13 protein-coding genes and 1 pseudogene are annotated in these 13714 nt (G+C 71.8%); 2 read left to right on the forward strand and 12 right to left on the reverse strand.

All coding sequences use genetic code 11. The annotated features are described in order from the left end of the window. The 4 genes from VGH85_04065 to VGH85_04080 all read right to left on the reverse strand — a co-directional run. Positions 1-623, reverse strand: a 623-nt coding sequence (locus tag VGH85_04065) for a GNAT family N-acetyltransferase (GenBank protein ID HEY2172968.1), incomplete at its 3' end; no start/stop codon positions are given. Further along, entirely contained in the window at positions 620-1561 is a 942-nt protein-coding gene (locus VGH85_04070) for an RluA family pseudouridine synthase (protein HEY2172969.1), read from the reverse strand. The genes VGH85_04065 and VGH85_04070, both read right to left, overlap by 4 nt. 51 nt (positions 1562-1612) lie before the next feature. Further along, positions 1613-2185, reverse strand: coding sequence for a signal peptidase II (gene lspA / locus VGH85_04075; protein ID HEY2172970.1), 573 nt, complete (start codon positions 2183-2185; stop codon positions 1613-1615). A 64-nt stretch (positions 2186-2249) separates the two neighbouring features. Then, positions 2250-2999 (reverse strand): TraR/DksA C4-type zinc finger protein, encoded by a 750-nt coding sequence (locus VGH85_04080; GenBank protein ID HEY2172971.1) that lies wholly within the window; start codon positions 2997-2999, stop codon positions 2250-2252. A 1-nt stretch (position 3000) separates the two neighbouring features. Here VGH85_04080 and VGH85_04085 point away from each other — a divergent pair, with 1 nt between their 5' ends. Further along, the gene (locus VGH85_04085) at positions 3001-3378 is read left to right on the forward strand and encodes a hypothetical protein (GenBank protein HEY2172972.1); all 378 of its coding nucleotides are present in this window, start codon (positions 3001-3003) and stop codon (positions 3376-3378) included. A gap of 66 nt (positions 3379-3444) precedes the next feature. Here the strand turns inward: VGH85_04085 and VGH85_04090 are convergent, their stop codons facing one another. From VGH85_04090 to ftsZ, 8 genes and pseudogenes are all read right to left on the reverse strand, one after another. Continuing rightward, the gene (locus tag VGH85_04090; protein HEY2172973.1) at positions 3445-4944 is read right to left on the reverse strand and encodes a potassium/proton antiporter; all 1500 of its coding nucleotides are present in this window, start codon (positions 4942-4944) and stop codon (positions 3445-3447) included. A gap of 51 nt (positions 4945-4995) precedes the next feature. Beyond that, positions 4996-5601, reverse strand: coding sequence for a hypothetical protein (locus VGH85_04095; protein ID HEY2172974.1), 606 nt, complete (start codon positions 5599-5601; stop codon positions 4996-4998). 49 nt (positions 5602-5650) lie between these two features. Further along, on the reverse strand, positions 5651-6427 hold the full coding sequence (locus VGH85_04100) for a DivIVA domain-containing protein (protein HEY2172975.1): 777 nt from the start codon (positions 6425-6427) through the stop codon (positions 5651-5653). Between the two features lie 59 nt (positions 6428-6486). Next, positions 6487-6777 carry a YggT family protein gene (locus tag VGH85_04105; GenBank protein ID HEY2172976.1) on the reverse strand — a complete coding sequence of 97 codons (291 nt, stop codon included), beginning with the start codon at positions 6775-6777 and terminating at the stop codon, positions 6487-6489. Between the two features lie 5 nt (positions 6778-6782). Next, a pseudogene (gene sepF / locus VGH85_04110) lies at positions 6783-7064 on the reverse strand (cell division protein SepF). Between the two features lie 245 nt (positions 7065-7309). After that, a complete protein-coding gene (locus VGH85_04115) occupies positions 7310-8044 on the reverse strand; it encodes a YggS family pyridoxal phosphate-dependent enzyme (GenBank protein HEY2172977.1) in 735 nt (244 codons plus the stop codon). Continuing rightward, the gene (pgeF, locus tag VGH85_04120) at positions 8032-8733 is read right to left on the reverse strand and encodes a peptidoglycan editing factor PgeF (GenBank protein HEY2172978.1); all 702 of its coding nucleotides are present in this window, start codon (positions 8731-8733) and stop codon (positions 8032-8034) included. Before pgeF ends, VGH85_04115 begins: the two co-directional genes overlap by 13 nt. A gap of 13 nt (positions 8734-8746) precedes the next feature. After that, positions 8747-9976 carry a cell division protein FtsZ gene (gene ftsZ / locus VGH85_04125; protein ID HEY2172979.1) on the reverse strand — a complete coding sequence of 410 codons (1230 nt, stop codon included), beginning with the start codon at positions 9974-9976 and terminating at the stop codon, positions 8747-8749. Positions 9977-10454: 478 nt separating this feature from the next. Between ftsZ and ileS the strand changes: the two genes are divergently transcribed. Next, positions 10455-13574: an isoleucine--tRNA ligase gene (gene ileS / locus VGH85_04130; GenBank protein ID HEY2172980.1), complete on the forward strand. Its 3120-nt coding sequence runs from the start codon at positions 10455-10457 to the stop codon at positions 13572-13574. Positions 13575-13714: the final 140 nt, after the last annotated feature.

The following is a 13714-nucleotide window of genomic DNA, read 5'->3' on the forward strand; positions in this document are numbered from 1 at the left end:
GTGTCGTCGAGCGTCACCACCCACAGCTGCCCACCCCAGCCGGCGTACCCGGTCGCGGGCGCCCGCAGCCACGGCTCCTCGCGATCGACGTCGAGCACGCAGCCGGGGTATTCGGCGAAGCAGTCACCCAGCAGCCCGATGAGCGCCGCGGAGTCACCGTCGGTGGCCGGCCGGACGCGGGGCAGCGGTTTGCGCATCAGCTGGTGCCCGATCCGGGCCTCCTCGAACGGCTCGCCGACCGGCCGGTAGCCGGCCCGCAGGTAGAAAGCCTGGGCGTGCAGCTGGGCGTGCAGCTCGACGGCGGCCAGGCCCTGCCGCCCCGCCATCCGCTCCAGCTCGACCAGCATCGCGGCCCCGATACCTGCGCGTCGGTCCGGCTTCGCGACGGCCATCCGCCCGACGAGCGCGACCCCGTCGTGCTCGAGCAGCCGGCCGGTGCCGATGACGGTGCCGTGGCGAACGGCGACCACGTGCCGGGCGCCCGCGTCGCGGCCGTCCTGTTCCACCTCGAGCGGCACGCCCTGGTCCTCGACGAAGACGGCGTAGCGCAGGGCGCGCGCCGCGTCGAGGTCGGCCGGCTCGACAGCCCGGACGACGAGGTCGTCTGGGGCGGCCCCGGTCACGACGGGTCTCCGACGGCGTCCAGTGCCGCGGCGAGGTCGGCCGGGTAGGGGCTGTCGAATTCCACCCAGCGGCCGTCGGCGGGGTGGGCGAAGCCGAGCCGGCGGGCGTGCAGCCACTGCCGGGACAGTCCCAGCCGCGCCGCGAGGGTCGGGTCCGCGCCGTAGGCCAGGTCCCCGACGCACGGATGGCGTACGGCGGCCATGTGTACCCGGATCTGGTGGGTCCGGCCGGTCTCCAACCGGATGTCGAGCAGGGTCGCCGCCCGGAACGCCTCGATCGTGTCGTAGTGCGTGACGCTCGGCCGGCCGCCCGCGACGACCGCGAACCGCCAGTCCTGGCTCGGGTGGCGGTCGATGGGCGCGTCGATGGTGCCCCGGGACGGATCGGGGTGGCCCTGCACCAGCGCGTGGTAGCCCTTGTCGACGGTGCGGTCGCGGAACGCGTCCTTGAGTACGCGGTAGGCCCGCTCGCTCTTCGCAATCACCATCAGACCGGTCGTGCCCGCGTCGAGGCGGTGCACGATGCCCTGGCGCTCGGCCGCGCCGCTGGTCGAGACGCGGTGCCCCATCGCGGCGACCGCGCCGACGACGGTCGGCCCGTCCCAGCCCGGGCTGGGGTGGGCGGCGACACCGATCGGCTTGTCGACCACCGCGATGTCGTCGTCGGCGTAGATCACGGTGAGGCCGGGCACCGGCTGCGGCGGGCCGGGCGGCGGACCGTCCGGCGCGGGCAGGCTCACCTCGAGCCACGATCCGGCCGGGATCCGGTCGGACCGTCGTGCGGGGCGGCCGTCGACCGACACCTGACCGGTGTCGATCAGCCCGGCGGCGCGGGTCCGGGAGAACCCGAAGAGCCGGGCCAGGGCGGCGTCGACCCGCAACCCGTCCAGACCCTCCGGGACGGGTAGCCCGCGCTGCTCGGTCGAAGGGCTGCTCACGATCACCAATGGTGGCACGACGCCACGGAACCGGTCAGCGGTGGTTGCGCCTCACTTGGGCCGCCGCCCGGTCCGCCGGCCCCCGCCGATGTCGTAGCCGAAGAGCACCAGGACGACCGCACAGATGCCGCCGCAGACGATCGCCGAGTCGGCGAGGTTGAAGATCGGCCAGACCCGGCCGTAGGGATCCAGCAGGCTGATCCAGTCGACGACCGCGCCCCGCAGCGGGCCGGGTGCCCGGGCCAGGCGGTCGACGAGGTTGCCGGCGGCACCGCCGAGGATCAGCCCGAACGCCACCGCCCAGCCGATCGAGCGGAGCCGCGACGCGGCCCGGACGATGATCACGACCACCGCGACCGCGATCAGGGTGAAGATGATCGTGGCGCCCGCGGCGAGGGAAAAGGCGGCGCCGGTGTTGCGTGCCTCGACCAGGTAGAACAGGCCGCCGAGCACCCGCACGGGCGAATGGTCGGACAACGTGGCGACCACCACGGCCTTGCTGATCGCGTCGAGTGCGAGCACGGCCGCCGCGATCAGGAAGACCCACCGGGTACGACGTCGGGCCGGAGCCGGCTCGCCCACCGGCGCCCCGGACGGCGATTCGTCGCCCTCGGGACCGGTCACGGGTCCATTGTCCCGACCCCGGCCGGACGGCCGCCCGGCGGCCGGGTCGTCCGGGCGGGTCGGCTCAGCGGCGCTCTTCACGCTGTTTGCAGGTCACGCACAAGGTCGCGCTCGGGAACGCCTGCAGCCGGGCCTTCGCGATCGGGTTGCCGCACGACTCGCACCGGCCGTAGGTGCCGGCGTCGATCCGCTCGATCGCCCGCTCCGTCTGCGTCAGCAGATCGAACCGGTTGTTGGCGATCGACATCTCCTGTTCGCGCTCGAAGGTCTTGGTGCCGGCGTCGGCCTGGTCGTCGCCGGCCCCGTCGTTGGCCTGGGACTGCAGGTCCTCGATCTCGGCGATCGAGACGCTGTACTCGGCGCGCAGCTCCTCGAGCTGGGCGACCAGCTCGACCCGCACCTCGACCAGCTCGGCCTCGGTCCAGGCGTCACCGGCGGGTACCGGGGGCAGCGACAGTTTCTCCGGCGCCTTCTTCGCCGCCTTCTTGGCCGGCGCCTTCTTTGCGGGCGCCTTGGCGGGAGCCTTTTCGGCCGCCGCCTTCTTGGCGGGAGCCTTCTTGACCGGCTTCGCCGATGGCGGCGCCGTGGTCGCGGTGGCCTTGCGTCCCTTCGCCGGGGCCGTCTTGCTGGCCGGCGCCTTGGCGGGAGCCTTCTTGGCCGGCGCCTTCTTTGCCGGCGCCTTCTTTGCCGACGCCTTCTTGGGCGGCGCCGTCTTGGCGGGCGCCTTCTCGGCAGGAGCCTTCTTCGCCGGCGCCTTCGTCGGCGGCGCCTTCTCAGCGGTGGTGGTCTGGGTAGTCGTCTGCTGGACCGTCATCGTGCTGGCACCCGCCTTCTTGGCCGTGACTTTCGTCGCGCCGGCCCCCCGGGCCGCCTTGGTCGATCCGGCCTTCGTCCCCGAGGCCTTGGTGCTCGTCGGCTTCTTGGCCGCAGGCTTCTGGGCCGCCGACTTCTGGGCCGCCGACTTCTGGGCCGTTCCCCGCTTCGCGGCTGCTTTCGTCGCTGATGTCCGACCTGACGCCGACGTCTTCTTCGACGTCGGCCCTGCCGAGGCGACACCTCTCGTAGCGCCCCCCCGCGCCGGCTTACGGGCCGGCGACCTACCAGTGTTGTCCGCCACGGTCGAGCTACACCGCCTCCACGTCACTCGGCAGGCACCGGTCGGTGCCTGCCGATGGCCGAACGATCGCAAGTGACCGATCAGGATACGAGTCCGCGCCGGGCGCGACAACGTGACGCGCGGCCGGCCGGCGGCCGGTCGCTCAGCCGGGCAGGTCCGGATCGCCGTGCTCCCCCCACCACCGGGCCAGCTTGCCGGCCCGGCTCACCGCACGCAGCCGCCGCTCGGTCTCCCGGCGGGCCGCCGACGTCGCCACGATGAGGAGCGCGTCCCCCCGGGCCAGTCGGGTCTGTCCGTCCGGCACGAAACTCGCCCCTGATCGCACGACCAGCGACAGCGCCGCGCCGGCCGGCAACCGGAGCTCGTCGACGTAGACGCCGTGCAGGCGGGAGCCGACCGGCACCTGGACCTGCAGCAGGTCGGCGCCGAGCTCCTCCAGGGGCGCCGCCTCGACCGTCACCTCGCGCGGGGCGGCCCGCTCGAGGACGTCAAGCCGTACGGCGACCCAGGGCAGCGAGGTGCCCTGGATCAGGGTGAAGACGATGACGAGGACCACCACGGTGTTGAACAGAGCGTCCGCGTGCGGCCGGCCGGCACTGATCGGGATGGTGGCCAGCACGATGGGTACGGCGCCGCGCAGCCCCGCCCAGGACAGGAACAGGTGCTCCCGCAGGCGGAGCCGGAACCAGATCACGCTGAAGAACACCGCGAGCGGGCGTGCCACGACGAGAAGTACGGCGCCCACGGCCAGGCCGGGCAGGATCGCGGCGGGCAGCGCGTCGGGACTGACCAGCAGCCCGAGCAGCACGAACAGCCCGATCTGGGCCAGCGAGCCGAGCCCTTCGGCGAATCCCAGGGTCGCCCGGCGGTGCGGCAGGGTCGAATTGCCGAGTACCAGACCGGCGAGGTAGACCGCCAGGAAGCCGGACGCGTGGGCGACCGACGCGACGGCGTACCCGAGCACGGCGAACGCGACGGTCGCGAGTGGGTAGAGCCCGGCGGACGGGAGCGCGCTGCGGCGCAGGACCGCGGCACCGGCGACGCCGACCACCAGACCGATCACCGCCCCCACGATCAGTTCGTAGACGATGAGCCCGGCGGTGCCGGCCACGGACCGCCCGTGGGCGGCCGACAACACGACGACCAGGATCACGGCGGGGGCGTCATTGACGCCGGACTCGACCTCGAGGATGGCGGCCAGCCGGCCGCGCAGCGGCAGCCGCCGGAGGGTGGCGAAGACGGCGGCGGCGTCGGTGGAGGAGACGATCGCCCCGAGCAGCAGGCCGTCCCGGGCGTCGAAGCCGAGGATCAGGATCGCCGCACCCGCGGTGACGGCGACGCTGATCCCGAAGCCGATCGTGGCCAGCACGACGCCCGGCACCATCGCCCGGCGCACCGTCGGCCAGCGGGTCGACAGGCCGCCTTCGGCGAGGATGAGGACGAGCGCGGACAGCCCCAGGGTGCGGGTCAGCGACGCGTTGTCGAAGTGCACGCCGAGGCCGGCCTCGCCGAGGGCGAGGCCGAGCCCGAGGTAGATCAGCAGGGTGGGAAGCCCGAATCGATCGGACACCCGCACCGCGAGTACGGCGACCAGCACCACCGCGGCGCCTAGGAGAACGGCCAGGTCGACCGGTCCGCTCATGGTGCAGGCCGGTCCGCGTCAGCGCCCTGACGGGGCGCGGTCAGCAGTCGATCATCCGCCGGCGGCACGGCGGCGTATCGCATCGGCGAAGGTCGCGTCGGGCGCACAGAGCGAACAGGGGGTGAACCCGGCTTCCCGGGCCTCGAGGCGGCTCAACGGCACCGCCTCCTTGCCGGACAGATGCGGGCAGCCGGCGACGTGATATCTCGGCCGGCCGTCGACGACCAGGACCTCGTCGGTGCTGTCGACCACCCGGAGGGCGTCGGGCGCCGAGACGTCCTCTTCGGCCGGCTCGTCCGGCGGATCGGGGTAGTCGGTCGTGTCCGCGTCGGCAGCTGCGGCTGGTTCGGTCGCGGCCACGGCGTCGGTGGTCCCGGCCGGTCCGAACGACCCGATCGGCGCCCCGGTCGGCGGCGCCCCGGTCGGCGGCATCGCCGGCAACTGCTGGGTCTCGCCGCTGCGGCCCAGGCTCGACGTACCCAGCGGACCGGTTTCGGGCAGCCGGTTGCGCCGGTAGACGATCGATGCCGCCAGGGCGCCGGCCGCGACCACACTGGCGCCGATCGACGCCCAGATCAACGGATGGCTGCCGTCGACGACGCCCGCGGCCAGCAGGGCCGCCGACGCGAGAACCAGCAGCAGACTGAGGATGATCACACGTCGTCCCGGACTCCAGCCGGACAGGTCCCTGCCGTGCCGGCCCGGGTCACCCGACCGGCCGGTCGGTCCCGCCCGCCTGGCCGTCGACCGAGTGCGCCCGGCCCGCACCGGCCCGCGCCGGGCCACCGGAGGGCTGCAGCGTCTCGGACCCGCGCAGATCCTGCAGCTGGCTCTCGAAGTAGGTCGTCATCCGGGAGCGGTACTCCCGCTCGAAGACGCGCAGATGCTCGACCGCCTTCTCCAGTTCACCCTTCTGGGTGCTGAGGCTGCCCATGACCTCCTGGTGACGCCGCTCAGCCTCGTCGGTGAGCGCTGCAGCCTTGTTGCGGGCGTCGCGTTCGATCGACTCGGCGCGGGTCCGCGACTCCCCGGTCAGGCCGTCGGCCTTGCCCCGGGCGTCGGCGACCAGACGCTGCGCCTCGGACCGCGCACCGGCGAGCACCCGGTCGGCCTCGGACTTCGCCTCGGAGACGTGCCGGTCGGCCGTCTCCTGGGCGAGCGCCAGCATCCGGACGGCCTTGACCTGGTCGCCCTCGTTCGCGGCGACGGCGGCGCCGGCCGCAGCCGCGGCGGCCGCGTCACCGGTCGACCCGGCCTCGGCTGCGGGCGGCGCGGCGGGAGCGGCTGGCGCAGCGGCCGCGGGGGCCGTCGACCTGCCGGCGGCCGGCTGGGACTTCAGGTCGTTGTTCTCTTCGATCAGCCGGGACAGCTCGGTCTCGACCAGGTCGAGGAACTCGTCGACCTCGTCTTCGTCGTAACCGCGCTTGCCGATCGGCGGCTTCTTGAACGCCACATTATGGACGTCAGCGGGAGTAAGGGGCATGGGATCACCTCAGCATGGGGATGTGGCCGGTACGGGGGACCGGCCACTGGTACGGCTCGTCACACGGCAAGACTGGCTACCACGCTCATCAAGATGTAGACGACGAAAAACAAAACAATAAACCCCAGGTCGATACTGATCCCGCCCAGCCGGAGCGGCGGGATCACCCGACGGAGGAGTTTCAAGGGTGGATCAGTAGCCGAGTAGACCACTTCCAGCCCTGCGGCCACCAATCCGCCCGGCCGCCAGTGCCTCGCCAACTGCATGACCCACTCCACGACGAAGCGGGCAACCAGCAGCAGGAGGAAGACCAGGAGCAGGAAGTGCAGGGCCTGCCAGAAATCGCTCACCGACATCAACTCTGGTTGAAAAAGCCGCCCTCAGCGATGCGGGCCTTGTCCTCGGCGGTGACGTGGACGTTCTGCGGAGACAGCAGGAAGACCTTGTTCGTCACACGCTCGATGCTGCCCCGCAGGCCGAAGGAGAGCCCAGCGGCGAAGTCGACGAGGCGCTTGGCGTCCGCGTCGTCCATCTCGGTGAGGTTGATGATGACCGGCACGCCATCGCGGAAATGTTCGCCGATGGTGCGGGCCTCGTTGTAGGTGCGGGGATGCAGGGTGGTGATCCGGGAGAGCGGAACATCGTCGTAGCCCACGTCGGTCACGGCTGGCGTCTCCTCCGACCAGGGTCGTACGGCGGTGCGGTCGCGGCGGGCCGGGACCGCTGGGGATTCGTCGGCGTACTCGTCGTAGTCGTCATAGTCCGCAGCGTCGCTGGGACGCTCCTCGTCCTCGACGAGCCCGAGGTAGATTCCCATCTTGCGCATGGCGCCGGCCATCGGGCGTCCTTCCTCGGGAGAGCGGTAAATCTTCTGCGGCGAGGTTACCTGACGACGGGCGGCCTGCCTCCCAGCAACGCCGTCCCGACACGCACCTGGGTGGACCCGTGGCGTACGGCGGCCTCGAGATCGCCGCTCATACCGGCCGAGAGCGCCCTCGCCTGCGGATGCGCCGCCCGGATCCGGGCGGCGAGGTCGGCGAGATCGGCGTAGCTCCGCTCGACGTCGCCGCCGAGCGGGGCGACGGCCATCAGCCCGGCCAGCCGCAGGTGCTCCGCCGCCTCGACCCGGTCGGCCAAGGCCGGCAGGTCGGCGGCGCGGACGCCTCCTCGGGCCGGGTCGCCGTCGAGGCTGACCTGCACCAGAACGTCGAGCGGAGCGCTCTGCGCGGCGGCCCGGTCAGCGATGGCCCGATCAGCGACGGCCCGGTCGAGCGGGTCGACGAGCACGGTCCGGTCGACGCTGTCGACGCTGTCGGCGTAGGAGGCGATCGAACGGATCTTGTTGCGCTGGATGCGGCCGAGGAAGTGCCAGCGGACGTCCGGTACGGCGGCGGCCTTGGGTGCCGCCTCCTGGTCCCGGTTTTCGCCGAACTCGGCGATCCCGAGAGCGGCCAGGCGGCGTACGTCGTCGGCGTCGAAGGTCTTCGTCACCGCGATCAGCGCCACCTCGCCCGGATCGCGGCCGACGTCGCGGGCGGCCCGGGCGATCCGGTCCCGGACCTCGGCGAGGTTGGCGGCCAGCTGCGCCGTGCGCGGATCCTCGCTCAGCTGCGCCACGCGATCCCCGCCTGGCGGCCGGTCACACCGTCGCGCCGGTAGCTGAACAGGTCGGGATCCTCCGCCGTACACCGCGGGTCGACGACCACCTTGCCGACACCGGCGGCGAGGAGCTGCCGGGCGAGTCCGGCCCGCAGGTCCAGCCCGTGGGTGCCGGTCGCCGTCGCACAGGCGCTGCCCGGCAGCGCCGCCTCGACGTCGGCCTGCATGTCGGCGGGCACCTCGTAGCACCGGCCACAGATCGCCGGGCCCAGCAGCACATCGATGCGCTCCGGCTGGGCGCCGGCCGCGACCATCGCGGCGACCGCCTGCCGGGCGATGCCGATCCGGGCGCCGGGCCGCCCGGCGTGCACGGCCCCGACGACCCCGGCTTCGGCGTCGGCGAGCAGCACCGGCACGCAGTCGGCGACCAGGACGACCAGCACCAGACCCGGGGTGGCGGTGACCAGGCCGTCGGTGCCGGGCACCGGAGTCGGACGCGGCCCGTCGACCCGGGCCACCCGCGCACCGTGGATCTGGTCCATCCAGACGAACCGCTCGTCCGCCACCCCGAGCTCGGCGGCGAGCCGGGCCCGGTTGCGGTCGACCGCGGCCGGGTCGTCGCCGACGCTCCGGCCGAGGTTGAAGGTGTCGTACGGCGCCGCGCTGACACCTCCGGCGCGGGAGGTGACGACGCGACGAACCGGCATCCCTACGACGTGGTCAGGACTTGAGGAAGTCGGGGACGTCGAGTTCGTCCTCGAATTCCACGGCCCGGCGGCCGACCGCCCGGCCGACGTTGCCCGCCGGCGCCGGTGCCGGATTGGGCGTCGCGGCCGGCGCCGCGTGGGGCGACGGCGCCGCCCCTCCGGTGCGCGGAGCCGCCGGCTCCGCAGCCGGGGCGGCCGCGGTGGACCCGGCCGACCCGGTCGTCGACGATCCGGCGACGGCCGCGGAACTCTCCGGACGGGCCTGGCGGGCGGGTTCGGCCTTCTTGTAGGTCGGGGCACCGCCGTCGAACCCGGCCGCGATCACCGTGACCCGTACCTCGTCACCAAGGGCGTCGTCGATCACGGCACCGAAGATGATGTTGGCGTCGGGATGTGCCGCATTCGCGACCAGCGATGCGGACTCGTTGATCTCGAACAGTCCGAGGTCGGAACCGCCGGAGATGGACAGCAGCACACCGTGCGCCCCGTCCATGCTGGCTTCGAGCAGCGGGCTGGCGACCGCCATCTCGGCCGCGGTGACGGCGCGGTTGTCGCCGCGCGCGTTGCCGATACCCATCAGCGCCGAGCCGGCCCCGCTCATCACCGACTTCACGTCGGCGAAGTCGAGGTTGATCAGGCCCGGTGTGGTGATCAGGTCGGTGATGCCCTGGACACCGGAGAGCAGCACCTGGTCGGCGCTCTTGAACGCGTCCATGACGCTGACGGACGCGTCGCTGATCTGCAGCAGCCGGTCGTTGGGGATCACGATCAGCGTGTCGCACTCGTTGCGCAGTCCGTCGATGCCGTCCTCGGCCGCGGTCGCCCGCCGCTTGCCCTCGAAGGTGAACGGACGGGTCACGACGCCGATCGTGAGTGCGCCGAGCTTGCGGGCGATACTGGCCACGACCGGCGCCCCGCCGGTCCCGGTGCCGCCGCCCTCGCCCGCGGTCACGAAGACCATGTCGGCGCCCTTGAGCACCTCCTCGATCTCCTCGCTGTGGTCCTCGGCGGCCTGCCGGCCCACGTCGGGGTCGGCGCCCGCGCCGAGGCCCCGGGTCAGCTCCCGGCCCACGTCCAGCTTGACGTCGGCGTCGCTCATCAGCAGCGCCTGCGCGTCGGTGTTGATCGCGATGAACTCGACACCCTTGAGCCCGACCTCGATCATCCGGTTGACGGCGTTGACGCCGCCGCCGCCGATTCCGACGACCTTGATGATCGCGAGGTAGTTCTGCGGAGGGGTCATTCGACTGCCTTCCTGTTGCCGCGTCTGGGGCAGCTTGTCTCGGGTTCGATGGGCTGGACTCTCATCCTCAGGTAGACCCTTATAGTTATGTCAACCTGAGCGATAGGTCGGACAGTAAAGAGCGCCTGCGGGCCGTTCAAGCACCGCGCCGCGTGTCGCGGAAATATCGGGATCCGCGTGTCGTGGCCGCTCTGTCCGGCTCGCTACCATTGAGGCGGCAACGACGAGGACACGTCGGGGCGGAACTCAGCGCAGAGCGACCCGGGGACGGTGTGAGCCCGGGGGCCGGACCCGCCGCGACATCACCTCCGAGCACCGGAAGAACGGCCGCACCGCACCCATGTTGGGGGCCCGCGACCCGGTAGACCCGGACACCGAACGAAGTGGGCCCGCGGCCGTCCCCCGCGGGTCAACGAGGGTGGTACCGCGGCACGCGAGTGTCGTCCCTCGAGCCGCCACACTCGAGGGAGTTCCGCCCGTGCCCGGCTACCAGCCGCTTCCGGCCCACGTCGATCTGGCCGCTCTCGACCGCGACGTCATCGCGCAATGGCGCGCAGGCAAGGTCTTCCGGCGCAGCCTCGAGCAGACCGCGCAGGGTCCGACCTGGACGTTCTACGAAGGTCCGCCGACGGCCAACGGCATGCCCGGCACGCATCACGTGGAGGCGCGTGTCTTCAAGGATGTCTTCCCCCGGTTCAAGACCATGAAGGGCTACCACGTCCCCCGCATGGCCGGCTGGGACTGCCACGGCCTGCCCGTCGAGCTCGCCGTCGAGAAGGAACTCGGCTTCACCGGTAAGCCGGATATCGAGGCCTACGGCATCGCGGAGTTCAACGCGAAGTGCCGCGAGAACGTCCAGCGGCACGTCGACGTGTTCGAGGCGATGAGCGAGCGGATGGGCTACTGGGCCGACTACGACAACGCCTACTGGACGATGCGGCCGGATTACGTCGAGTCGGTCTGGTGGGCGCTGAAGCAGATCTTCGACAAGGGCCTGCTGGTCGAGGACTACCGGGTCACGCCGTACTGCCCGCGGTGCGGGACGGGACTGTCCGACCATGAGGTGGCGCAGGGCTACGAGGAGGTCACCGATCCCTCGGTGTATGTGCGGTTTCCGCTGACGTCCGGCCCGTGGGCCGGACGGGCCGACCTCCTCGTGTGGACGACGACGCCGTGGACGCTCGTGTCGAACGTGTCGGTCGCGGTCAACCCGGACGTCACCTACGCGCTAGCGCGGTCCGGCGAAGAAACGCTCGTCGTCGCGGAGGCGCTGGTCGGCAAGCTCCTCGGTGACGACGCCGAGGTGCTCGCCACCTGCACCGGACGCGAGCTCGAACGCTGGCGTTACCGGCGCCCGTTCGACTACGTACCACTCGAGAACGCCAACATCGTCGTCCTCGCCGACTACGTCACCACCGACGACGGTTCGGGCCTCGTCCACCAGGCGCCGGCGTTCGGCGCCGACGACATGGCGTCGGGCCGGGCTTACGGGCTCCCCGTGGTCAACCCGATCGGGCGGGACGGGCACTTCGAGCCGGAACTTCCGGTCGTCGGCGGTGTCTTCTTCAAGGACGCCGACGAACTCCTGGTCGCGGACCTGAAGGCGCGTGGACTGCTGTTCCGGCACGTCCCCTACACGCACAGCTATCCGCACTGCTGGCGCTGCCACACCCCGCTGATGTACTACGCGCTGCCGTCCTGGTACGTCCGCACCACCGCGATCAAGGACCGGCTGCTCGCGGAGAACGAACGCACCACGTGGTACCCCGACCGCATCAAGCACGGCCGATACGGCGACTGGCTGAACAACAACATCGACTGGGCGCTGTCGCGCGACCGGTTCTGGGGGACGCCGTTGCCGGTCTGGCGCAACGACGCCGACCCGTCCCGCATGGTGTGCGTGGGCTCGCTGGCCGAACTGCAGGAACTGTCCGGCGTGGACCTGGCCGATCCGCACCGTCCGTTCGTCGACGAAGTCACGTTCACCCGCGACGGCGAGGAAGGGACCTACCGGCGGGTGCCGCAGGTGATCGATGCGTGGTTCGACTCGGGCGCGATGCCGTTCGCGCAGTTCGGCGCGCCGTACCGCAACGCCGACATCGCGCGCGCCTCGTACCCGGCCGACTTCATCTGCGAGGCGATCGACCAGACGCGCGGCTGGTTCTACTCGTTGATGGCGATCGGGACACTCGTCAACGACGAGAACGCCTACCGCACGGTGCTCTGCCTCGGCCACATCCTCGCCGAGGACGGCCGCAAGATGAGTAAGCACCTCGGCAACATCCTCGAGCCGATCCCGCTGATGGAACGGCACGGCGCCGACGCGGTGCGCTGGTTCATGCTCTGCACCGGCTCGCCGTGGTCGTCGCGGCGGGTCGGGCACAAGGTGCTCGACGAGATCGCGTCCAGGGTGCTGCGCACCTACTGGTCGGTGGCGTCCTTCCAGTCGCTGTACGCGCGCGCGAACCGTTGGGAGACAGGGCAATCCGGCGAGCCGACGGTGCTCGACCGGTGGGCACGCTCCGGGGTGCACCGGCTCGCCGCCGAGGTGGACGCGGCGCTGGAGGACTTCGACACCGCCCGCGCCGGGCGGGCCCTGAGCGCCTACATCGACGACCTGTCCAACTGGTACGTACGCCGGTCGCGGCGCCGGTTCTGGGACGGCGACCCGGCCGCGCTCTCGACGCTGCACGAGTGCCTGCGGATGCTGACGCTGCTGCTGGCGCCGTTCGTGCCGTTCGTGACCGAGCGGGTGTGGTCGGCGCTGTTCGCGACGACCGGGTCCGGTGACTCGGTCCACCTGGCCGAGTGGCCACAGGCCGATCCCCGGGCGATCGACGACGACGTCGCTGCGCAGGTCGCGCTGGTGCGCCGGCTGGTCGAGCTCGGGCGCTCGGCGCGGGCCGACTCGAAGGTCAAGGTCCGCCAGCCGCTGTCGCGCGCGCTGATCTCTGCCCCCGGCTGGGGACGGATTCCGCGCGACCTCGTGGACCAGGTCCGCGATGAGCTCAACGTCGTGGAGCTGGCGTCCCTGGCCGACGCCGACGAGCTCGTCGAGGTCGCGGTCAAGCCGAACTTCCGCGAGCTGGGCCGGCGCTTCGGCAAGCGGACCCAGGCGGTCGCATCGGCGATCCAGCAGGCCGACGTAGGTGCGTTCGTCGCGGCGTACCGGAACGGAACCGCGGCGGTCGAGGTGGACGGTGAGCCGGTGCCGATCGGCGGCGACGAGGTGGTCGTCTCCGAGACGCCCCGCTCGGGCTGGGCGGTCGCGTCGGCGGGACCGGACACCGTCGCCCTCGACCTGGAGTTGACGCACGAGCTGCGGCTGCTCGGCCTGGTCCGCGACGTGGTGCGGTTCGTCCAGGACGCACGCAAGAACGCCGGGTTCGAGGTCACCGACCGCATCGCGCTGCACTGGCGGGTCGGCGGCTCCCCCGAACCGGCGGAGGCGGTCCGCCGGCACGCCGGGCAGCTGGCGGCGGAGGTGCTGGCCACCTCGGTCGACGAGGGCGCCCCGGCGTCACCGGAGGGCTACGAGGTCGCCGAGGACGACGACCTCGGCCTCACCATCTGGCTGCGCCGCACCACCCCTTCATGATCAAGAGGGGATTTCGGTACGAAACGCCGTACGAATCCCCTCTTGATCATGGGGTTCGGCGCCCCCGAACTTTCATGATCGTGATCGGATTTGTACGGCGTTTCGCGGCTTCATCCGATCACGATCATGAAAGGAGTGCC

The organism is Mycobacteriales bacterium, assembly GCA_036497565.1.
In the GTDB taxonomy this organism is placed as follows: Bacteria; Actinomycetota; Actinomycetes; order Mycobacteriales; family QHCD01; genus DASXJE01.

Excerpts from the sequence above, each read along its gene's own strand:
- pgeF (HEY2172978.1), bottom strand. The coding sequence starts at position 8,733 with ATGCCGGTTCGTCGCGTCGTCACCTCCCGCGCCGGAGGTGTCAGCGCG.
- ftsZ (HEY2172979.1), bottom strand. The coding sequence starts at position 9,976 with ATGACCCCTCCGCAGAACTACCTCGCGATCATCAAGGTCGTCGGAATC.
- VGH85_04100 (HEY2172975.1), bottom strand. The coding sequence starts at position 6,427 with ATGCCCCTTACTCCCGCTGACGTCCATAATGTGGCGTTCAAGAAGCCG.
- VGH85_04090 (HEY2172973.1), bottom strand. The coding sequence starts at position 4,944 with ATGAGCGGACCGGTCGACCTGGCCGTTCTCCTAGGCGCCGCGGTGGTG.
- VGH85_04080 (HEY2172971.1), bottom strand. The coding sequence starts at position 2,999 with ATGACGGTCCAGCAGACGACTACCCAGACCACCACCGCTGAGAAGGCG.